At 60.4% G+C, this 21,286-nt stretch carries 18 protein-coding genes; 13 read left to right on the top strand and 5 right to left on the bottom strand.

All coding sequences use genetic code 11. The annotated features are described in order from the left end of the window. Positions 1–38: 38 nt before the first annotated feature. From QMK55_RS16720 to QMK55_RS16710, 3 genes are all read right to left on the bottom strand, one after another. Complete coding sequence (locus QMK55_RS16720) at positions 39–410, bottom strand: translation initiation factor Sui1 (RefSeq protein WP_016984929.1); 372 nt, start codon at positions 408–410, stop codon at positions 39–41. A 188-nt stretch (positions 411–598) separates the two neighbouring features. Continuing rightward, the gene (locus QMK55_RS16715; RefSeq protein WP_102354396.1) at positions 599–1,156 is read right to left on the bottom strand and encodes an NUDIX hydrolase; all 558 of its coding nucleotides are present in this window, start codon (positions 1,154–1,156) and stop codon (positions 599–601) included. Between the two features lie 3 nt (positions 1,157–1,159). Continuing rightward, complete coding sequence (locus QMK55_RS16710; RefSeq protein ID WP_102354395.1) at positions 1,160–2,227, bottom strand: DUF2333 family protein; 1,068 nt, start codon at positions 2,225–2,227, stop codon at positions 1,160–1,162. Positions 2,228–2,653: 426 nt separating this feature from the next. Between QMK55_RS16710 and gcbA the strand changes: the two genes are divergently transcribed. From gcbA to QMK55_RS16650, 12 genes are all read left to right on the top strand, one after another. Further along, positions 2,654–4,324, top strand: coding sequence for a diguanylate cyclase GcbA (gcbA, locus tag QMK55_RS16705; protein WP_102354394.1), 1,671 nt, complete (start codon positions 2,654–2,656; stop codon positions 4,322–4,324). A 51-nt stretch (positions 4,325–4,375) separates the two neighbouring features. Then, on the top strand, positions 4,376–6,322 hold the full coding sequence (locus QMK55_RS16700) for a methyl-accepting chemotaxis protein (protein ID WP_320329594.1): 1,947 nt from the start codon (positions 4,376–4,378) through the stop codon (positions 6,320–6,322). Positions 6,323–6,563: 241 nt separating this feature from the next. Then, the gene (gene aroQ, locus QMK55_RS16695) at positions 6,564–7,016 is read left to right on the top strand and encodes a type II 3-dehydroquinate dehydratase (protein ID WP_025111759.1); all 453 of its coding nucleotides are present in this window, start codon (positions 6,564–6,566) and stop codon (positions 7,014–7,016) included. Between the two features lie 48 nt (positions 7,017–7,064). Next, positions 7,065–7,526: an acetyl-CoA carboxylase biotin carboxyl carrier protein gene (gene accB / locus QMK55_RS16690; protein WP_320329593.1), complete on the top strand. Its 462-nt coding sequence runs from the start codon at positions 7,065–7,067 to the stop codon at positions 7,524–7,526. Between the two features lie 17 nt (positions 7,527–7,543). Continuing rightward, complete coding sequence (gene accC, locus QMK55_RS16685) at positions 7,544–8,902, top strand: acetyl-CoA carboxylase biotin carboxylase subunit (protein ID WP_077570780.1); 1,359 nt, start codon at positions 7,544–7,546, stop codon at positions 8,900–8,902. A 258-nt stretch (positions 8,903–9,160) separates the two neighbouring features. After that, a complete protein-coding gene (gene prmA, locus QMK55_RS16680; RefSeq protein ID WP_320329592.1) occupies positions 9,161–10,039 on the top strand; it encodes a 50S ribosomal protein L11 methyltransferase in 879 nt (292 codons plus the stop codon). Between the two features lie 30 nt (positions 10,040–10,069). Then, complete coding sequence (locus tag QMK55_RS16675) at positions 10,070–11,359, top strand: DUF3426 domain-containing protein (RefSeq protein WP_320329591.1); 1,290 nt, start codon at positions 10,070–10,072, stop codon at positions 11,357–11,359. Between the two features lie 185 nt (positions 11,360–11,544). Then, positions 11,545–12,555, top strand: a complete 1,011-nt coding sequence (dusB, locus tag QMK55_RS16670; protein WP_102354389.1) for a tRNA dihydrouridine synthase DusB — start codon at positions 11,545–11,547, stop codon at positions 12,553–12,555. Then, entirely contained in the window at positions 12,552–12,872 is a 321-nt protein-coding gene (fis, locus tag QMK55_RS16665) for a DNA-binding transcriptional regulator Fis (RefSeq protein ID WP_002555375.1), read from the top strand. The genes dusB and fis overlap by 4 nt, the downstream gene beginning before the upstream one ends. Positions 12,873–12,954: 82 nt before the next feature. Beyond that, complete coding sequence (purH, locus tag QMK55_RS16660; protein WP_102354388.1) at positions 12,955–14,562, top strand: bifunctional phosphoribosylaminoimidazolecarboxamide formyltransferase/IMP cyclohydrolase; 1,608 nt, start codon at positions 12,955–12,957, stop codon at positions 14,560–14,562. Positions 14,563–14,645: 83 nt separating this feature from the next. Next, positions 14,646–15,941: a phosphoribosylamine--glycine ligase gene (gene purD, locus QMK55_RS16655; protein WP_102354387.1), complete on the top strand. Its 1,296-nt coding sequence runs from the start codon at positions 14,646–14,648 to the stop codon at positions 15,939–15,941. A gap of 99 nt (positions 15,942–16,040) precedes the next feature. Continuing rightward, positions 16,041–18,818: a hybrid sensor histidine kinase/response regulator gene (locus QMK55_RS16650; protein WP_102354386.1), complete on the top strand. Its 2,778-nt coding sequence runs from the start codon at positions 16,041–16,043 to the stop codon at positions 18,816–18,818. Between the two features lie 15 nt (positions 18,819–18,833). On the opposite strand, the gene QMK55_RS16645 is transcribed toward QMK55_RS16650, so the two are convergent. Both QMK55_RS16645 and QMK55_RS16640 read right to left on the bottom strand, forming a co-directional pair. Continuing rightward, positions 18,834–19,538: a hypothetical protein gene (locus QMK55_RS16645; RefSeq protein WP_320329590.1), complete on the bottom strand. Its 705-nt coding sequence runs from the start codon at positions 19,536–19,538 to the stop codon at positions 18,834–18,836. Positions 19,539–19,618: 80 nt separating this feature from the next. Next, positions 19,619–20,422, bottom strand: coding sequence for a hypothetical protein (locus QMK55_RS16640; protein WP_320329589.1), 804 nt, complete (start codon positions 20,420–20,422; stop codon positions 19,619–19,621). 263 nt (positions 20,423–20,685) lie between these two features. Between QMK55_RS16640 and QMK55_RS16635 the strand changes: the two genes are divergently transcribed. Next, positions 20,686–21,282 (top strand): MarC family protein, encoded by a 597-nt coding sequence (locus QMK55_RS16635; RefSeq protein ID WP_102354383.1) that lies wholly within the window; start codon positions 20,686–20,688, stop codon positions 21,280–21,282. The last annotated feature ends 4 nt before the right edge of the window (positions 21,283–21,286 follow it).

Genomic DNA, 21,286 nt, shown 5'->3' with positions numbered 1-21,286 from the left:
ACACCGGATCAAGCCGCAGGTGGTTTTCACAGAGGCTGCTAGCCGCCGGACTTCTTCGCCTTGAAACCGTGCTTGATCAGCTCTGCCAAGAGTAGCTCGACATGATCGCCCTGGATTTCGATGATCCCGTCCTTCAACGCCCCACCGGTGCCGCAACGTTTCTTCAACGTTGTCGCCAGCTCCTTGAGGGCGTCTTCGGCCAGCGGCACGCCGGTGATGGTGGTCACCGTCTTGCCGCCACGGCCCTTGCTCTCGCGACGCACGCGGGCAATGCCGTCGCCTGCAGGGATCACGGTTTGTTTGCAGATACAGGCGTCCACCGGCTGACTGCATTCCGGGCAATGACGACCTGCGTCGGTGGAAAATACCAGGCCACCAAGGGCGGCGAAGGATGCGGCTTTTTTGGCCACCGGCAATCCTCTTGGGAGGACAAAGACTGATCGCAACCTTGGGCAAGGTTATCGACCGCGAAGCCCCACTCAGGCAGGGGCAGCGCTACTGCACCGGATGCTCCTGCAAAAGCAGGCCGGCACAGCTTGAAAAGGTCGCGCAGTGTAACGGCAAAAAGCGCAATTGCTAAGAGCCAATCGGCGCCAATTCATGTGTTCTTTGCGACGTCGCTTTGCTGAGCCTTCAGATAGCGCTTCAAGGCTGCCAAAGAGTCCGGGCAGTAAGGCTTTTGTTCGATCTCCAACAGCACCTGCGCAACTGGAATGAAGCGCGCTTCCAGCACTTCTTCCGGCTGCAGTTTCAACGGGCCGTCCCACACTGCGGAAAACGCCGAGCACCACAGGCGATTGCCAGTGTCTTCGAAGTAGAAATGATCGTGGGCGGTCAGTTCCACCCCGCTCACGCCCAGCTCCTCTTCCAGCTCACGGGCAGCCGACTCGGCGTAGGTCTCGTCAGCCTGCACCATGCCGCCCGCCGCCACGTCCCAATAACCGGGATAGATAGCCTTGCTCAAGGTGCGTCGGTGCACGCAGAGCTCACCGGCGGAGTTGAACAACATGATGTAGGTGCCGCGACCGATCAGCCCGCGCTCACGCAAATCAGCCCGCACCAGAGCGCCGAGCAGGTTGTCCTGCTCGTCGACCCAGGCGATTTGTTCGGCATCGGAGGCGGCGCGGTGGGCCGCCTCTTTGGCGCTATCGACCATGACTCAGCCCTGATTGAGCAACTGACGCAGATCGATCACTGCGGCGTTGGCCCGGGAAATGTAGTTGGCCATGACCAGCGAGTGGTTGGCCAATACGCCGAAGCCGCTGCCGTTGAGAATCATCGGACTCCAGACCGGCTCCTGCGAAGCCTCCAGTTCACGGATGATCTGGCGCACGCTGACGGTGGCGTTCTTCTTCGCCAGCACATCGGCGAAATCGACTTCGATGGCGCGCAACAGGTGCGACAACGCCCAGGCCTGACCGCGAGCTTCGTAGAATACGTTGTCGATCTGCATCCACGGGGTCTCGACGACTTCTTCGTCAACCTGCGGCACTTCGCCAACGGCCGGGACTTCGGTTTTCAGCGCGGTGTTGAGTTTCACCCGGCCGACGCTGGCCGACAGACGTTGCGACAGCGAACCCAGACGGGTGCCGACATCGCCCAGCCAGTTGTTCAGGTTGTCGGCACGGGCGTAGAACAAGGCGTTTTTCTGCGTCGGGTCAGACAGGCGCGCCTGATAACGGCTCAGGGAGTTGATGCCTTCCTGATATTCCGACTCGCTCGATGGCAGGATCCAGCTCTTGTTGTCGAAGTTGAAACGCGGTTCGGCCTTGGCCAGATCGGCGTCTTCGGCCGACTGCGACTGCGAACGGGCGAAGTCTTTACGCAGGGCACGGGTCAGGTCACGGACCTGCACCAGTACGCCGTATTCCCAACTCGGTGTGTTGTCCATCCACAAGCCCGGCGGGAAACGGTCGTTGGAAATGTAGCCGCCCGGCTTGTTCAGCAAAGTACCGGCAACGGTCTTGAGGGTTTCGACCGTGGTGTAGCCGACGACCATTTGCTTGCCTTCTTTCTCGGCGGCCGCCTGGGCGCTTTGCGCCACCGGAAACAGCGCCGGCTCTTGGCTCCAGTACCAGCCCAGGCCGATGGTCACCAGCAGGTAAATGCCGATCAGCGTGGCCAGCGCGCGGCTGAACAACAGCCCGCCCACATAGCTGCGGGCGGCCGACTTCGGCTCAGCGGCACGTTCAGGCGCGCTGCCCGCGCGGTTCTTCCAGTCCAGCATGGCGATATCCTTTCAATCACTTGGGTTCAACGGTTCGACCACAACCATACAACAACGTGCCGAGGCCGGCACCCGCCATTGAAGAGAAGCAGAAAATCGGCGCAAGGCGCAGCATCGACCGGCGATTTTTCTAAGGGTTTCCCTGACGCACTGTCATCAATGAAGGTCTGGACAAAGCATTTACAGATGCGCGCGAGTGTGTGCTGTCGCGTTGCTTAAAAAAGCTTTTCCGCCGGATAAGTAGCATCACATGTCCGGTTTTCGGGGGGATTAACAACGAGCAGGTCCAATCTGATACCACTCGGTCAGAAACTGAATTGTGCAGCGCCGCAGATTATTGACGCACGACACTCATATAAGGGAAAAGAGGTGCTAGCATAGAGCCACCAGTCGATCTCAGCATGCACCCTAACTAGTAGTCAGGATATGACCGAGCCAGAAGACCCCAGCCGTGAGCGCCTCAAGCACCACTTTGCCCAGCGGGTAATTCATCAGGCACGTCAGATTCTTGAGATATGGCAACGCCTGCAACGCAGTGAGTGGTCCACTGCCGACCTCGCCGAACTGAGCGAGGCCAACCTGCGCCTGCTGCGTTTCGCCGAACGTTTCGAGCAGCCTGAGCACACACAACTGGCCCACCACATCAGCCAGTCGCTGGACGCCGTCGATGCCAATCGCGGCCGCCTGAGCAGTGGCCTGATCACCGACCTCAATCGCTTGATGCAGCGTTTGTCGCGCACCGGCCTGCGTCATGGTGATCAACTCGACCAGACATTTCTGCCACCGCTGCGCAAGCCGATCTATGTGTTGCTGCAGGATCATGACCGCGCCGAGCGGCTGGCCAAGCAACTGGAATTCTTCGGGCTGACCGCCCAGGCGCTGGACAGCGTGTCGGCGTTTCGCTCCTCGATGGTCGAGCGTTTGCCGGCTGCGATCGTCATGGACGTGGACTTCAGCGGTGCCGGCGTCGGCTTGCAACTCGCCGCCGAAGCGCAAGTGGGTCTGGAAGAACCGCTGCCGCTGCTGTTCTTCAGCCTGCACGAAACCGACACCCCGACCCGCCTCGCGGCGGTACGCGCCGGGGGCCAGGAATTTCTCACCGGCACCCTCGAAGCGTCGAGCCTGCTGGAGAAGATCGAAGTCCTCACCTGCGTCGCCCAGTACGAACCTTATAAAGTGCTGATCATCGACGATTCCCGCGCCCAGGCCTTGCACACCGAACGCCTGCTCAACAGCGCCGGGATCGTCACCCGCTCCCTGATCGAACCGATCCAGGCGATGGCCGAGCTGGCGGATTTCCAGCCGGACCTGATCATCCTCGACATGTACATGCCGGCCTGCACCGGCACCGAGCTGGCCAAGGTCATCCGCCACAACGACCGTTATGTCAGCGTACCGATCATCTACTTGTCGGCGGAGGACGATCTGGACAAGCAACTCGACGCCATGAGCGAAGGCGGCGATGACTTCCTGACCAAGCCGATCAAGCCACGGCACCTGATCACCACCGTGCGCAACCGCGCCGCCCGTGCGCGCAATCTGAAGGCACGGATGGTCCGCGACAGTCTCACCGGGCTGTACAACCACACGCACATCCTGCAATTGCTCGAAGACTGTTCGTTCCGCGCGCGCCGCGAGAACAAACCGCTGAGCTTTGCCATGCTCGACATCGACCACTTCAAACGGGTCAACGACAGCCACGGTCACCCGATGGGCGACCGGGTGATCAAGAGCCTCGCGCTATTCCTCAAGCAACGCCTGCGCAAGACCGATTTCATCGGCCGCTACGGCGGCGAAGAATTCGCCATCGTCATGCCCGACACCGATATAGAAGCCGCGCACAAAGTGCTCGACGAGATCCGCCAGCGCTTCGCCGAAATCCACTACCCTGCGCAGCCGCAGGATTTGTGGTGCACCTTCAGTGCCGGCGTGGTGGAAATGCGCGAGGATTCCGACAGCCTGATGATGGCCAGCCAGGCCGACGAAGCGCTGTACCGCGCCAAGGGTGCCGGACGCAACCGGGTGCAGACCGCGCGCGACTCAAAGCAAAGTGCCACTTTTTCATCGGAATCCACCGATTCGGTCATAACCCTGTAACAGAACCGCAATAAATTCAGTCGCTTACCATTTCTGCCGTTGGTAGCCGTCATGCGCCTGAAGTTGCTCACCAATCTCAACACTCTGCTGCTGGTCGCCGTCTGCGTGGCCCTCGGCGCGACGCTGTGGTGGTCGCAAAAAGCCCTGGAGCGTCCGTATCTGCTGATGGAGCGCTATCTGGGTCTGTCGCAGCAATTTCAGAATGAGGTGGCGCGCAATGTCGAGGACTACCTTGCCAGCGGCGACGCCCTGCGCCTGAGCAGTGCCAGCCAGGCCATCGACGGTTTGCAGAAAGAGCTCGGCGAACTGCCGCCGGCGCTGGCCGAGACCCTGCGCCCGAGCCTGTCGAGTCTTGAAGAGTTCAGCAAGACCGACCTGCTCGCGGCCGGCAAACTGGCCGGCGATCCCCAGGCGCTGCTGCTGCAGGCCGAACGCGAACTGAGCGCCAGCCTCGACCAACTCAACACCTACGCCAACGGTAACGCGACGTACCTGACGCCGCTGCTCACCGCGTCCCAGCATCTGGGCAAGCTGTCGCTGGCCCGCGACAAACTGGTCAGCAGCGGCCGCAGTGAACTGGCCGCCGAGGTCGAGCGTGAAGTCGCCAGCCTCCGTACCCAGGCCCAAGCTATCGACGCCCTGCCCCTGCTCGGTGTGGTTGCCCGGAACGAATCCGGCAGTGATGACTTCGCCGCGATGATGGGTATCGAAAGCAGCGAAAAAGCCGCTGCCGAAGACGCCGGCGTCGGCCTCAAGCGCGAACTCAACAGCCTGCTGGGGCGTTACCCGGCGGAGCTGGAACGCACCCGCGAACTGATCCAGAAACGCACCGACCTGAGCACCGCGACGCACCAGAAGATCGCCGCCGTGCAGCAGGCCATTGCCGGCCTCGAGCCTGTGGTGCGTGCTCAGCACGGGCAGATCCAGGGCGAAGTGCGGCTGATGCAAGGCGTGATGATCGGCCTGATCCTGCTGATCGCGCTGCTGATCGACACCTTGCAGCGGCGCCTGGCCCGCACCCTGACCAACCTTGCCCCGGCGCTGTCGACCTGGGCCGAGGGTGATTTCAGTCGCGATATCGATCTGGGCAAAACCAACCGCGAACTGCACGACATCGAAGCGTCGCTCAATCGACTGCGCGCGTACCTGGTGGATCTGGTGGGCACGATTCGCGGCAACGCCGAACAGGTCGCAGGCAGCAGTCGCACACTGGCCGAACTGAGTAACGACCTGCACACGGGCGCCGAGCATCAGGCCGGGGACACCGCGCTGATTCGCGATTCTCTGGGCGAACTGGAAGCCACTATTCAGCAAGTCGCCGGCGATGCGCGTCAGGCCGCGGACGCCAGTCGTCATGCCGGGCTGGCCGTCGAGCACGGGCAAACCGTGATCGGCCAGAGCCTCACTGGCCTGCATGCGCTGGTCGGTGAAGTACAAGGCAACGCGCAGATGATCGAGCACCTCGCCGAAGAGTCGGCGACCATTGGTGGCGTGCTGACGGTGATCCGCTCGATCGCCGACCAGACCAACCTGCTGGCGCTCAACGCGGCAATCGAAGCGGCGCGGGCCGGGGAAATGGGCCGTGGTTTTGCCGTGGTCGCCGAGGAAGTGCGCTCACTGGCACAACGCACGGCTGGCGCCACGGCAGAAATCCAGACCCTCATCGCCGGCCTGCAAAGCGCCGCCCGACAATCGGTCGAAGGCATGCGCGCGCAGGTCGAACACGCCGAAGCCACGGCCAATCAGGCGCAAGCGGCGGACGGCGCGCTGGATAAAATCGTCGGCGCCATTCAGACCATTTCCGACACGGCGATCCGCATTGCCGACGTGACCGCGCAGCAAAGTGACGCGGTCAGCGAGATTCGCGACCACAGTGAACGGATCCATCAGTTGGGTGGGGATAACCTGCTGCGCATTGGCGAAGGTCGCGAACAGGGCGAGAACCTACTGGTATTGGGCGGGCAGTTGCATACCGCCGTTCAGGCCTTTCGCGTCTGACAGATCGCTTTCGCGAGCAGGCTCGCTCCCACAGGAGCATGCATTCCAAGGTGGGAGCGAGCCTGCTCGCGAAGGTGTCAGTCCAGACACCACAAATGACCGGATCAAATGACTCAGTCACAAATTTCGCGCAAACATCGGCCATCGTGCCGGCTATTGCATAGAACTGGACAGTCACAAAGTCTTTGCGGCATAGTCGCCGGGTTCTGAACATTGCTCACCCATAACAAGGACAACGCAGATGGCAACCCTACTGGTGCTGCACGGCCCCAACCTGAACCTGCTCGGCACCCGCGAACCCGGCACTTACGGTTCAACGACCCTGGCGCAGATCAATCAGGATCTGGAGCGTCGCGCCCGTGAAGCCGGCCATCACCTGCTGCATCTGCAAAGCAATGCCGAGTACGAATTGATCGACCGCATCCACGCCGCCCGCGGCGAAGGTGTGGATTTCATTCTGATCAATCCAGCAGCTTTTACACACACAAGTGTCGCATTACGTGACGCGCTGCTGGGAGTGAGCATCCCATTCATCGAAGTGCATTTGTCCAACGTGCACAAACGCGAACCTTTCCGCCATCACTCTTACTTCTCCGATGTAGCGGTGGGAGTGATCTGCGGCCTTGGCGCCAGCGGTTACCGACTGGCCCTGGAGGCTGCACTAGAACAGCTTGAAACACAGGCAACGACTTGAACTACAAGCGTTAAACGCCCCTGACCGACCCTTGGGAGTTGATGATTCATGGATATCCGTAAAGTTAAGAAACTGATCGAATTGCTGGAAGAGTCCGGCATCGACGAGCTCGAGATCAAGGAAGGCGAAGAGTCCGTACGCATCAGCCGCCACAGCAAGACCCCGGCTCAGCAGTACTACGCGCCGGCTCCGATGCAGGCACCGGTCGCTGCACCTGCCGCTGCTGCTCCGGTTGCTGCTGCAGCCCCGGCTGCCCCTGCTGCGCCAGCGCTGAACGGCACCGTTGCCCGTTCGCCGATGGTCGGTACCTTCTATCGCAAATCTTCGCCAACCTCGCCGTCCTTCGTTGAAGTCGGCCAGACCGTGAAGAAAGGCGACACTCTGTGCATCGTCGAAGCCATGAAGATGATGAACCACATCGAAGCTGAAACCAGCGGTGTGATCGAGTCCATCCTCGTCGAAGACGGCCAGCCGGTTGAGTACGACCAACCGCTGTTCACCATCGTTTGAACTGCGGAGAGCCTTTGATGACTGCGAAGTTGGAAAAAGTTCTGATCGCTAACCGCGGTGAGATCGCCCTGCGGATTCTGCGTGCCTGCAAAGAGATGGGCATCAAGACCGTCGCCGTTTACTCCAAGGCCGACAAAGAGCTGATGCACCTGGGTCTGGCAGACGAATCCGTCTGCATCGGCCCGGCTTCTGCCGCGCACTCCTACCTGCACATCCCGGCAATCATCGCGGCTGCTGAAGTGACTGGCGCTACTGCCATTCACCCAGGCTACGGTTTCCTCGCGGAAAACGCCGACTTTGCCGAGCAGGTCGAGAACTCCGGCTTCGCGTTCATCGGCCCGAAAGCCGACACCATTCGCCTGATGGGCGACAAGGTATCGGCCAAGCACGCGATGATCGAAGCAGGCGTGCCAACCGTTCCTGGTTCTGACGGCCCACTGCCGGAAGACGAAGAAACGGCGCTGCGCATCGGCCGTGAAGTCGGCTATCCGGTGATCATCAAAGCCGCTGGCGGCGGCGGTGGTCGCGGCATGCGCGTGGTGCACAAGGAAGAAGACCTGATCGCCTTCGCCAAACTGACCCGCACCGAAGCTGGCGCGGCGTTCGGCAACCCGATGGTCTATCTGGAAAAATTCCTGACTAACCCGCGCCACGTGGAAGTCCAGGTTCTTTCTGACGGCCAAGGCCACGCCATCCATCTGGGCGACCGCGATTGCTCGCTGCAACGTCGTCACCAGAAGGTTCTCGAAGAAGCGCCGGCACCGGGCATCGACGAGAAGGCTCGCGAAGAAGTTCTGGCTCGCTGCGTCAAGGCGTGCATCGACATCGGCTACCGTGGCGCCGGCACTTTCGAGTTCCTGTACGAGAACGGTCGTTTCTACTTCATCGAAATGAACACCCGTGTTCAGGTGGAGCACCCGGTTTCGGAAATGGTCACCGGTATCGACATCGTCAAGGAGATGCTCAGCATCGCCGCTGGCAACAAGCTGTCGTTCACTCAGGATGACGTGGTTATCCGCGGTCACTCGCTAGAGTGCCGGATCAACGCTGAAGACCCGAAAACCTTCATGCCGAGCCCGGGTACCGTCAAGCATTTCCACGCCCCGGGCGGCAACGGCGTTCGCGTCGATTCGCACCTGTACAGTGGCTATGCGGTTCCGCCGAACTACGACTCGCTGATCGGCAAGCTGATCACTTACGGCGCCACCCGCGACGAAGCCATGGCCCGCATGCGCAATGCCCTGGACGAAATCGTGGTTGACGGGATCAAGACCAACATCCCGCTGCACCGCGATCTGGTTCGCGACGAAGGCTTCTGCAAAGGCGGTGTGAACATTCACTACCTCGAGCACAAGCTGGCTGGCGAGAAGCACTAAGCTTTACGCCCGCACCTGACAAAGCCGCCTTCGGGCGGCTTTGTTGTTTTTGCAGGTTTCAAATCCCCCTTGTGGGAGCGGGCTTGCTCGCGAATGCGGTGTATCAGATACATTTATTTGTCTGGCACACCGCTTTCGCGAGCAAGCCCGCTCCCACAGGGTGCAATGCAGCTCCCACAAAAGCTCTGCGCTCGCGTAAACTTGCGCGCTTCTCGCTGGCCGCTAGGCTGCATTCATATTTTTTCAAAGGTGCCCGCCATGCCTTGGCTGCAAGTACGTCTCGCCATCAGCCCGGAACAAGCCGAAACCTACGAAGACGCGTTCCTTGAAGTCGGCGCCGTTTCGGTGACCTTCATGGACGCCGAAGATCAGCCGATCTTCGAGCCGGAACTCAACACCACCCCGCTGTGGGCGCACACTCACCTGCTGGCCCTGTTCGAGGGCGGCACCGAAGCCGCGCCGGTATTGGCGCATCTGGAACTGCTGACCGGCAGCCCATTGCCCGAGCACCACAGCGAAGTCATCGAAGACCAGGACTGGGAACGCAGCTGGATGGATGGTTTCCAGCCAATGCGCTTCGGTCAGCGCCTGTGGATCGTGCCGAGCTGGCACGCCGCCCCTGAGCCTGATGCGGTCAACTTGCTGCTGGACCCGGGCCTGGCGTTCGGCACCGGCACGCACCCGACCACCGCACTCTGCCTGGAATGGCTCGACGGTCAGGACCTGAAAGACTGCAACGTGCTGGATTTCGGCTGCGGCTCGGGGATTCTGGCCATCGCCGCCCTGCTGCTCGGCGCGAAAGAAGCCGTCGGCACCGACATTGATGTGCAGGCGCTGGAAGCCTCGCGCGACAACGCCGGGCGCAACAATATTGCCGACGAGCTGTTCCCGCTGTACCTGCCGCAAGACCTGCCGCAGGTCAAAGCCGACGTACTGGTCGCCAACATTCTGGCCGGCCCGCTGGTGTCCCTGGCACCGCAACTGTCCAGCCTGGTCAAATCCGGTGGTCGCCTGGCGCTGTCCGGCATCCTCGCCGAACAGGGCGAAGAAGTCGCTGCTGCCTATGCCCAGGACTTCGATCTGGACCCGATCGCCAATCGCGATGGCTGGGTGCGTATCACCGGCCGTCGGCGCTAGAATGTCCGCCTGCATAAACCGGATCGCCGCATGACCGACAGTTTCGTCACCCAGTGCCCGCATTGCCAAACCAGCTTCCGCGTCAGCCATGCTCAATTGAGCGTGGCCCGCGGGGTGGTTCGCTGTGGCTCCTGCCTGCAAGTGTTCAACGCCGCCAAACAGCTGCTCGAACAACACGCCGGCAAGGAAGCGGTCACGCCAGTGGCTCCGGCCATCGTGCAACCGCCTCAGGCGCAACCTGCAGTCAGCGAGCCACCGGTGGTCGAAGCGACCGCCATCGTCGAACCACCCGCACCACGCGCCATCAGCCAAAAGCAATGGAGCGCCAGCGAGCTGGATCTCGACAGCCTGGACCTGGACGAAGAACTGGCCCGCCTCGAACAACGGGAAATTCAGCCGACCACCGAATTCGGGCGTCAGCGTGAAGATTCCCTGAGCGCCCGGCGTGACAGCCCCGAAGCCGATGAAACGGTGTGGCGCGACAGCCTGTTCAGCGCACGCGATGATGAGCGCCTGCCTGAGCACGAAGATGAAATCGAACCCGAGATCATCGAACCGGAACCGGAAAAAACCGCACGCACCGAGCCATCGTTGTCGCTGGAGCCGGTGGACCTGGACGACGAACCGCCGATTCCGCAGTTGCGCCTGCACGACCCAATCGATCCGAATGCCCGCCGCGAGCGCCTGTCAGCCAGCGCCGAACCCGATGACGATGACCTGCCGTCGGTCGAACCGCTGCGCAAAAAACGCGACCGGGCAGAGCCCGGAGTTCGCGCCGAAGTCCTGCAGGACCTGACCGACGATCCGCTGCAACTCGACTGGCAGAAGCGCCGTTCACCCTGGGGACGGCGCCTGCTCTGGAGTTTGCTGGTGCTGCTGGCCGCTGCAGGTCTCGCCGGTCAGTACGTCGCCTACCACTTCGACGAACTGGCGCGACAGGATCAGTACCGCCCGTGGTTTCAGCAACTCTGTCCAGAGATCGGTTGCACGGTGCCGTCCAAGGTCGACATTGGCAAAATCAAAAGCAGCAATCTGGTGGTGCGCAGCCATCCCGAATTCAGCGGCGCACTGGTGGTCGACGCGATCATCTATAACCGCGCGACGTTCTCCCAGCCATTCCCGCTGCTGGAGCTGCGCTTCGCCGATCTCAATGGCCACCTGATCGCCAGTCGTCGCTTCAAACCCGGCGAATACCTCAACGGCGACCTCGAAGGCCTGGCGGAAATGCCGCCGCAGACGCCGATCCACATCGCGCTGGATATCCTTGATCCAGGCCCCAAAGCGGTGAATTACAGCCTGAGTTTCCACTCCCCCGAGTGAACGGCTGCAGCGCTTCAGGTTTGACGGCAGTTTTCTGACTGGGCGCCCGCCAACCAAACCGCTGGTAATAACAGAATAACTGTTCAGATTTTGTTCAATTCAGCCTTTATCCAGTCATCGAGAGCGGGTATCATGCCAACCCTTTTTCGAACTCTCATGATCCGGCCCCACTTCAGGGAAGTCCTATGTCGGCGGTACGCATCGGCCCATATACATTGCAGAACGGTTTGATTCTCGCCCCGATGGCAGGGGTCACCGATCAGCCCTTTCGTCAGCTGTGCAAGCGTTTGGGCGCAGGGCTTGTAGTCTCGGAAATGGTCACCAGTGACATGAGCCTGTGGAATACCCGCAAGTCGCGCATGCGCATGATCCACGAAGGCGATCCCGAGCCACGCTCGGTACAGATTGCCGGTGGCGACGCGCAGATGCTGGCGGACGCGGCCCGGGCCAACGTCGAACTGGGCGCACAGATTATTGATATCAACATGGGTTGCCCGGCAAAGAAGGTCTGCAACAAGGCCGCCGGCTCCGCGTTGTTGAAGGATGAAGCACTGGTTACCGAGATCCTGCACGCCGTGGTGGCGGCGGTTGATGTGCCGGTAACCCTGAAGATCCGCACCGGATGGGATCGCGACAACAAGAACGGCCTGACCGTGGCGAAGATCGCCGAGCAGGCCGGCATTACGGCGCTGGCAGTGCATGGCCGCACGCGCGCCGATCTGTACACAGGTGTTGCCGAGTACGACACGATTGCCGCGATCAAGCAGGCGGTGTCGATTCCGGTGTTTGCCAATGGCGATATCGATTCGCCTGAAAAGGCCCGTTACGTGCTCGACGCGACCGGTGCCGATGGCCTGCTGATAGGCCGGGCTGCCCAGGGGCGGCCATGGATTTTTCGTGAGATCGAACACTTCCTGCGTACCGGCGAGAAATTGCCGGCGCCGGAGCTGATCGAAGTGGAACGCATCCTGCTGGAGCATCTGGCCGCACTTCACGCCTTCTATGGGGACGTGATGGGCGTACGTATTGCCCGCAAGCATGTGGGCTGGTATCTCGCAACCTTGCCGGGCGCCAGGGAGTTTCGCGCCCACTTCAATCGTTTGGATGGTACGGAAACACAATGCGCCAACGTTCGGGAGTTCTTCGCCGAGCGTTACAAGAGCCTGACAGGGGACGAAGAAGGGGTGGCCGCATGACGATGATGACCGAGACTTTAGTGAGTGGAACAACACCCGTGAGCGACAACGTGAATTTGAAACAGCACCTCAATACCCCGAGCGAAGAAGGTCAGACCCTTCGCGGGAGTGTCGAGAAGGCGCTGCACAATTATTTCGCCCACCTTGAGGGCGCGTCCGTCACGGATGTGTACAACCTGGTGCTCTCCGAAGTCGAGGCTCCCCTGCTCGAAAGCGTGATGAACTACGTCAAGGGCAACCAGACCAAGGCCAGTGAGCTGCTGGGACTCAACCGCGGCACGCTGCGCAAGAAACTCAAGCAGTACGATCTGCTGTAAGCATTCAATCAAACCAGAAAGGCGCCCGCGTAAAACCGGTCGCCTTTTTTGCTGACTTCCCTTGCTTTTGATGGAAATTGAGATGACCGACCAGACTACCCGCCTGCCGATCCGCCGCGCCTTGATCAGTGTTTCCGACAAGACCGGGATCCTCGAATTCGCCAAGGAGCTTGAAGCCCTGGGCGTCGAGATCCTCTCCACCGGCGGGACGTTCAAGCTGCTGCGCGACAACGGTGTTGCCGCAGTGGAAGTCGCGGATTACACCGGCTTCGCGGAAATGATGGACGGCCGGGTGAAGACCCTGCACCCGAAAATCCACGGTGGGATCCTCGGTCGTCGCGGTATCGACGATGCCGTCATGAACGAGCACGGCATCAAGCCGATCGACTTGGTTGCGGTCAACCTGTACCCGTTCGAAGCCACCATCAACAAGCCAGGCTGCGACCTGCCGACCGCGATCGAAAACATCGACATCGGCGGCCCTACCATGGTCCGTTCGGCGGCGAAAAACCATAAAGACGTGGCGATCGTGGTCAACGCCAGTGACTACGCCAACGTCCTGGAAGGCCTGAAAGCCGGTGGCCTGACCTACGCGCAGCGTTTCGACCTGATGCTCAAGGCCTTCGAACACACTGCCGCCTACGACGGCATGATCGCCAACTACATGGGCACCGTGAACCAGGCCGCTGAAACCCTCAGCACCGAAGGCCGCAGCGAATTCCCGCGCACCTTCAACAGCCAGTTCATCAAGGCGCAGGAAATGCGCTACGGCGAGAACCCGCACCAGAGCGCGGCGTTCTACGTTGAAGCCAAGCCTGCCGAAGTCGGCATCGCCACCGCGACCCAACTGCAAGGCAAAGAGCTGTCGTACAACAATGTGGCCGACACCGACGCCGCGCTGGAATGCGTGAAGAGCTTCGTCAAGCCAGCCTGCGTGATCGTCAAGCACGCCAACCCGTGCGGCGTGGCCGTAAGCCCGGACGCCGAAGGCGGCATCCGTCAGGCCTACGAACTGGCCTACGCCACCGACACCGAATCGGCGTTCGGCGGCATCATCGCCTTCAACCGTGAACTGGATGCCGAGACCGCCAAGGCGATCGTCGAGCGTCAGTTCGTTGAAGTGATCATCGCCCCAAGCGTGAGCGAAGAAGCCCGCGCCATCGTCGCTGCCAAAGCCAACGTGCGCCTGCTGGCCTGCGGCGAGTGGTCGACAGACCGCGCAGCAGCGTGGGACTACAAGCGCGTCAACGGTGGCCTGCTGGTGCAGAGCCGCGACATCGGCATGATCAGCGCCGACGACCTGAAAGTGGTGACCAAGCGTGCACCGACCGAACAGGAAATCAACGACCTGATCTTCGCCTGGAAAGTCGCCAAGTACGTTAAATCCAACGCCATCGTCTACGCCAAGAACCGTCAGACCATCGGTGTCGGCGCCGGCCAGATGAGCCGCGTGAACTCGGCACGTATCGCCGCGATCAAGGCTGAGCACGCCGGTCTGCAAGTGGCCGGGTCGGTAATGGCTTCGGACGCGTTCTTCCCGTTCCGCGACGGTCTGGACAATGCCGCCAAGGTCGGGATCACTGCGGTGATCCAGCCGGGCGGCTCGATGCGTGATGCCGAGGTGATTGCTGCTGCCGACGAAGCCGGCATCGCGATGGTGTTCACCGGTATGCGTCATTTCCGCCACTAAGTACACGATCCACTGTTGATCGTGCCCACGCTCTGCGTGGGTACGCAGCCCCTACAGAATTAGCGTCATCCGAGGTTTTTGAAATGAATGTTTTGATCATTGGCAGCGGTGGCCGTGAACACGCCCTGGCCTGGAAAGTGGCTCAGGATCCGCGCGTGCAGAAGGTTTTCGTCGCGCCGGGCAACGCGGGCACCGCGATTGAAGCCAAGTGCGAGAACGTCGCCATCGACGTGCTGGCCCTTGAGCAACTGGCCGACTTCGCCGAGAAAAACGTTTCCCTGACCATCGTCGGTCCGGAAGTGCCGCTGGTGGCTGGCGTGGTCGACCTGTTCCGCTCCCGTGGCCTGGACTGCTTCGGTCCGACTGCCGGTGCTGCACAACTGGAAGGCTCGAAAGCGTTCACCAAGGATTTCCTGGCCCGCCACAAGATCCCGACCGCCGACTACCAGAACTTCACCGAGATCGAGCCAGCCCTGGCTTATCTGCGTGAAAAAGGCGCACCGATCGTGATCAAGGCCGATGGCCTGGCCGCCGGTAAAGGCGTGATCGTGGCCATGACCCTGGCCGAAGCCGAAGACGCCGTGCGTGACATGCTCGCCGGCAATGCGTTTGGCGACGCTGGTTCGCGCGTGGTGATCGAAGAATTCCTCGACGGCGAAGAAGCCTCGTTCATCGTCATGGTCGACGGCAAGAATGTCCTGCCGATGGCCACCAGCCAGGACCACAAACGCGTCGGCGACGGCGATAGCGGCCCGAACACCGGCGGCATGGGTGCCTACTCCCCTGCCCCGGTGGTCACTGCCGACGTGCACCAGCGTGTGATGGATCTGGTGATCTGGCCGACCGTTCGCGGCATGGCTGAAGAAGGCAACGTCTACACCGGTTTCCTGTATGCCGGTCTGATGATCGACAAGGCCGGTAACCCGAAAGTCATCGAGTTCAACTGCCGCTTCGGCGACCCGGAGACCCAACCGGTGATGCTGCGTCTGCAGTCGAGCCTGGTGCTGCTGGTCGAAGCCGCCCTCGCGCAAGCGCTGGACAAGGTTGAAGCGCAGTGGGATCCGCGCCCGAGCGTCGGTATCGTATTGGCCGCTGGTGGCTACCCGGGCGACTACGCCAAGGGCGCAGCGATCAACGGTCTGGACGCAGCCGCCAACCTGGAAGGCAAAGTCTTCCACGCCGGTACCGCGCTCAAAGATGGCAACGTGGTAACTGCCGGTGGTCGCGTACTTTGCGCCACTGCCATGGGCGCCAGCGTGAGCGAAGCCCAGCAGCAAGCCTACAAGCTGGCCGCCGCCATCGACTGGGAAGGCTGCTTCTACCGCAAGGACATTGGCTACCGCGCCATTGCCCGTGAACGTGGCGAAACCCAGGAATAAGCTGTCCTTCAAGTCCGGCGCGGGATGCAGTCCCTCGCCGGGCTGTTCCGCCGCCGCGCATCGTTATATTCTGGCATCAACCTACGAAGGGATTTCGCCGTGCGCTGGCTCAGGATTGCCATAAGTTTAACCGTCACGTTGCTGACCTTGCTCTGCATGCTTCCGGCCCAGGCCGCACAAGGCAGTGGCTGGTCGGTATTGCTTGACGATCAGGGCAATCTGCAACTGAGCGACATCCGCTCGGCTCGCTACACCAATCAATTCAGCCCCATCGAACTGGACCGCCTCACGGCCGCCGAGCCCGATGGTGCACTGTGGTTGCGTTTCAGACTGGCGCCGGGAAAGCACGAACAAGTGCTGCGGATCTTCGCCCCCGACCTGTCCAACCTCAGTCTCTACGTGCTGGACGGCGACAAGCTGATCGAGCAACGGATCTCCGGCACCCACCAGCCGCAGGTCGAACGGCCGCTGCCGAGCAGCGATTTCCTGCTGCCGCTACCGCAAAGCGACAAATCCCTCGACGTTTATTTGCGGATGGTTTCCGACCATCATCTGCGCCCGCACATCACCCTGCAATCGGCGGTGATGAGTGCCGCCAACCAAAACCAGACGCTGATCTTCGGCCTGCTGTTCGGCTGCCTCGGCATGTTGCTGCTGCACAATATTGTGCGCTACGCCTATTCCCGCTCGCGCAGCAGCCTGTGGCTGGCCGTCTGCGAAGGACTGCTGGGCCTGAGCCTGTTGCTGCTGCTCAACCTCGCAGGGCCCTGGCTGCCGAACTGGCACGCGATCCAGACCCCGGGCGCCTATCTGGCGTTACTGCTGACCGCCCCGGCCGGGTTGATGTTCGCCCTGCGCTTCTTCGCCCCGCTCGGCCCGCACCCGCTGAACAAACTGTTGCTGGGCGACATTCTGTTCATCGTGATCTGCAGCCTGCTGCTGTTGTTCGTCAACACCCTGCCGCTGAACATCATCACCTATGCACTGGTGGCCCTCGCCGGTCTGAGCATGCTGCTGGTCGGCTTCTATCACTGGCAGAAAGGCTACCGTCCGGCGCGGTTGTTCGTTGCCGGGATGGTGGTGTTCAACATCGGTACGCTGATCATCCTGCCGGCATTGCTGGGGCTGACCCTGGTCGCACCGCAAGGCCTGATCATGACCCTGATGGCGTTCATCTGCGTCAGCGGCCTGCTGATGAGCATCGCCTTGGGTGAGCGCCAGCGCAGCATCACCGAAAGCCGCTTCAGCATCAGCCGCGATCTCGCCGCCAGCAACGCCGAGATCAACGCGAAGGCCGAGTTCCTCGCCAAGATCAGCCACGAGATCCGCACCCCGATGAACGGCGTGCTGGGCATGACCGAGCTGCTGCTGGGCACGCCGCTGTCGGTCAAGCAACGCGACTATGTGCAGACCATCCACAGCGCCGGCAACGAGCTGCTGACCCTGATCAACGAGATCCTCGACATCTCCAAACTCGAATCCGGGCAGATCGAACTGGACGACGTGCAATTCGACCTCAACGCCCTGATCGACGATTGCCTGAGCATCTACCGGGCCAAGGCCGAACAGCAGAACGTCGAGCTGATCAGCTTCATCCAGCCGCAGGTGCCGCGCGTGATCAGCGGTGACCCGACGCGCCTGCGCCAGACCCTGCTGAGCCTGCTGGAAAATGCCCTGAAGAAAACCGACGAAGGCGAAGTGCTGATCGTCGTCGCCCTCGACGAGCGCAGCGTCAAACCGCGCCTGCGCATCGCCGTGCAAGACAGCGGGCAGCCGATGGATGCGGAGGAGCGCGATGCGCTGATGCACGCCGAACTGCACAGCAAGCACTTCCTCTCGGCCAACCGTCTGGGCGGCAACCTCGGGCTGGTAATCGCCCGGCAACTGATTCGCCTGATGCACGGTGAGTTCGGCATCAAGAGCGGCGCCAACCAGGGCAGCACGTTGTGGCTGACCCTGCCGCTGGACCCCGACCGTCTCGAACACCCGACCTCCGACCTCGACGGCCCGTTGCAGGGTGCGCGAGTGCTGGTGGTGGACGACAACGACACCTGCCGCAAGGTGCTGGTGCAGCAATGCAGCGCCTGGGGTCTGAACGTCAGCGCTGTGCCATCGGGCAAGGAGGCGCTGGCGCTGCTGCGTACCAAGGCACACCTGCGTGACTACTTCGACGTAGTGCTGCTCGATCAGAACATGCCCGGCATGACCGGCATGCAACTGGCGGCCAAGATCAAGGAAGATCCGAGCCTGAACCACGACATCCTGCTGATCATGCTCACTGGCATCAGCAACGCGCCGAGCAAGATCATCGCGCGCAACTCCGGGATCAAGCGCATCCTCGCCAAACCGGTGGCCGGCTATACGCTCAAGACCACGCTCGCCGACGAATTGAATCAGCGCAACAAGGGTCAGGTGGTGTTCCAGCCGCAAGTGGTCACGCCCGCCACAGCAGCCAAGGTGCCGAGCGATTTCCGCATCCTCGTCGCCGAGGACAACACGATTTCGACCAAAGTGATTCGCGGCATGCTCGGCAAGCTCAACCTGCAGCCCGATACTGCCAGCAACGGCGAAGAAGCCCTGCAGGCGATGAAGGCGCAACGTTACGATCTGGTGCTGATGGACTGCGAAATGCCGATTCTCGATGGCTTCTCGGCGACCCAGCAACTGCGCGCGTGGGAAGTCAGCAACCAGCGCATCCGCACACCGATCGTAGCGCTGACCGCGCACATCCTCGCCGAGCACAAAGAGCGCGCACGCCAGGCTGGCATGGACGGGCACATGGCCAAACCGGTGGAGCTGTCGCAACTGCGCGAGCTGATCGAACACTGGGTGGCCCAGCGCGATCAGCAGAACCGAAGTACTGCGCAAACATCCTGATCAGCCTGCGCGTGCCTACAGCTTTTCATCCACCTGACCGTCAGTAACCATTTCGATCAAGTCCATGTATGGCAACACGTGCCCCGCGAGAATTTCGCGGATCGGATCGAAGAGTGGCGGAGCAAGATCCAGTTGCAGGAAGTATTGCTCTACCAGCCCCGAAACATTGGCAGCAGTAAAAATCTGAGAGTACGGATTGATTGCGCCGACTACCGATGACTTCAATGTCATGTATGTCGCGTTGATCCGGGGGCCAGGTTGCGCGACGATGAGCAAGAAACGAAATCGGCCGAAGCCTGGTTCGTCCGCCGGGTCATGTTCGATCGACTGCTGAACCCGCTCGTGCAGAGACTCGATGAGCGGGTCTGCAGCCGACCGCCCGACAATGTCTTTCAGGACTGGCACCAACGTGCCCTTGTCGGCACTTTCGAGCCCACCCTCCATATAGTCCACCAGCCTCGTCATGGCTGTGTCACTGGATTTGCGTGGCGGAGTGAGCTCGAACGATTTCCAGCTTTTCTCCAGCCAGTTGTCCTTCAAAACCTGCTGCCAGGTCGCGTACCAGTTATCCTGCTCACTGTCTAGCGGGAACATATTGGTGGCAACCAGTTGGGCAAACAGGAGGGAATGTTGTACATCCTGTTTTTCCTGCTCGGTCATTCTTGACGACAGCAGAACCAATGCGCCGGCATTTCGATAAATTGCATACTTTTCCTGCACTGGACAACTCCTCGAGTTGAGCACGCGGCGACTGAAAACAGCCACCACATGCTTTGATTAGATCTTAAGAACTTACTGACTTACTTTAACTTCAGAGCCCACCTACTTACATTAGTCACTGCACGATCACCCAACGCACCGGAAATGAGATCGCGCGTCTTGGCGATGATAAATGGAACCATCGTCATATGAGACTCACCTTTATATAGATCTACCGAACTGCTATCCCAGTTGACGAACAGCACTTTGGTTTGATTAACCCGATTAATAAAGCGCACAGCGCCCATTGTCAGGATGACTTCCTTATCCGGTGTTTCAATGCACGAACCAACCGCGAAACCACCGTTAGCCTTGTTTTTGACATTCTTGTCGAAAACCTGAAGAGGTTTCTCGGAGTTTTGCAGAGACGCCATTGCATCGGTTGCCACTTTCAGCAACAGCGCCGAAGTTGGACCCGGCAGGGCGGCCGCAGCTGCGGCGGAGCCGAGAATGGTCAGGGCAAGCTGGTCCATCGTGAAGCTTTTACCGGATGCTTGGGTAGAGTCGTAATATCCCTTGAGAATGGCCCAACCACAGTCTTGCATGACTGTCAGAAAAGTTTTGTACCACTCCTTGCCCTGGCTTTCCAAAGGATGTTCCTGGTTAGCCACCAGGGTCGCAAAAAGATAGGTATTGCGAACGTCTGCCTGATTCTGTTCGGACATGCCCGACACGAAAGCAATAATAGCTTCACCTACGATCGCGGCCTGATCTGGCTGCTCGACATCAAAAGCTGTTACACCGGAAAAACTGCGCGGGGCCAAAACAAGCTGGTCGGCAGTTATATTATAATTGTTCAAGCGTTCCAGTCGCTCTGCAATACTGAGTACGGTATTAGTTTGCATTATTCAATTCCATTAGTTTGTTTTAATTGAGCTCTTTCCAAGCCCGCAGTGCAAACTTACGCAGAAAACTTTCACCCAACAAGCTGATGAGTGTTACCAATAAACAACAACAGCAACTTACAACTCAAAAGTCAAAACCTCTTAGAACAAGCAGCTGAAAAAACGAACAGTTGAACTATGCCGTACGGCAAGCAATCGAGTCCGACAGACTGCCCGTTGCCTGATAGACTTCGCTCAACTTTCACCGGTACGGACGTCTCCCCATGCTCCACGTGTTATTCAGCGTTTACCTGAAGATGCTGGTGCTCTACAGCCCGTTCTTCGTGTTGTCCTGCTTCATCAGCCTGACCCGTGGTTACTCGCGCAAGGAACAGCGACGCCTGGCCTGGAAAGTGGCGATTGCCACACTGATCTCCAGCGTTCTGCTGTATCTGTTTGGCCGGGTGATTTTCGACGTGTTCGGGATTACCGCAGACGCATTCCGCATCGGTGCCGGTAGCGTGCTGTTCATCTCGGCGCTGGGCATGGCCCAAGGCAAGCCTGTGGTGCAAAGTGACAACGTGCAGCAGGACGTGACAATCGTGCCGCTGACCATTCCCTTGACCGTTGGCCCGGGGACTATCGGTGCGCTGCTGGTGATGGGTATCAGCCAGCCGCATTGGGACGACAAACTGACTGCGATCATGAGTATCGCCTTGGCCAGTTTCACCGTTGGGGTGGTGCTGTACCTGTCCAATCACATCGAACGGATTCTCGGCGACCAGGGCTTGCAGATCGTCAGTCGGTTGATGGGATTGTTTGTCTGCGCCTTGGCGGCACAGATCATCTTTACCGGGGTGAAGGGCTATCTTGTTTCCTGAAAAC

It is taken from the genome of Pseudomonas sp. P8_229, from assembly GCF_034008635.1.
In the GTDB taxonomy this organism is placed as follows: domain Bacteria; phylum Pseudomonadota; class Gammaproteobacteria; order Pseudomonadales; family Pseudomonadaceae; genus Aquipseudomonas.
Note: the sequence above shows the minus strand (reverse complement) of the source record. Positions and strands in the feature narration are given on the sequence as shown.

Coding starts and splice junctions, on each gene's coding strand:
- QMK55_RS16715 (WP_102354396.1), bottom strand. CDS start 1,156: ATGGTCGATAGCGCCAAAGAGGCGGCCCACCGCGCCGCCTCCGATGCC.
- QMK55_RS16710 (WP_102354395.1), bottom strand. CDS start 2,227: ATGCTGGACTGGAAGAACCGCGCGGGCAGCGCGCCTGAACGTGCCGCT.
- gcbA (WP_102354394.1), top strand. CDS start 2,654: ATGACCGAGCCAGAAGACCCCAGCCGTGAGCGCCTCAAGCACCACTTT.
- QMK55_RS16700 (WP_320329594.1), top strand. CDS start 4,376: ATGCGCCTGAAGTTGCTCACCAATCTCAACACTCTGCTGCTGGTCGCC.
- aroQ (WP_025111759.1), top strand. CDS start 6,564: ATGGCAACCCTACTGGTGCTGCACGGCCCCAACCTGAACCTGCTCGGC.
- accB (WP_320329593.1), top strand. CDS start 7,065: ATGGATATCCGTAAAGTTAAGAAACTGATCGAATTGCTGGAAGAGTCC.
- accC (WP_077570780.1), top strand. CDS start 7,544: ATGACTGCGAAGTTGGAAAAAGTTCTGATCGCTAACCGCGGTGAGATC.
- prmA (WP_320329592.1), top strand. CDS start 9,161: ATGCCTTGGCTGCAAGTACGTCTCGCCATCAGCCCGGAACAAGCCGAA.
- QMK55_RS16675 (WP_320329591.1), top strand. CDS start 10,070: ATGACCGACAGTTTCGTCACCCAGTGCCCGCATTGCCAAACCAGCTTC.
- dusB (WP_102354389.1), top strand. CDS start 11,545: ATGTCGGCGGTACGCATCGGCCCATATACATTGCAGAACGGTTTGATT.
- fis (WP_002555375.1), top strand. CDS start 12,552: ATGACGATGATGACCGAGACTTTAGTGAGTGGAACAACACCCGTGAGC.
- purH (WP_102354388.1), top strand. CDS start 12,955: ATGACCGACCAGACTACCCGCCTGCCGATCCGCCGCGCCTTGATCAGT.
- purD (WP_102354387.1), top strand. CDS start 14,646: ATGAATGTTTTGATCATTGGCAGCGGTGGCCGTGAACACGCCCTGGCC.
- QMK55_RS16640 (WP_320329589.1), bottom strand. CDS start 20,422: ATGCAAACTAATACCGTACTCAGTATTGCAGAGCGACTGGAACGCTTG.
- QMK55_RS16635 (WP_102354383.1), top strand. CDS start 20,686: ATGCTCCACGTGTTATTCAGCGTTTACCTGAAGATGCTGGTGCTCTAC.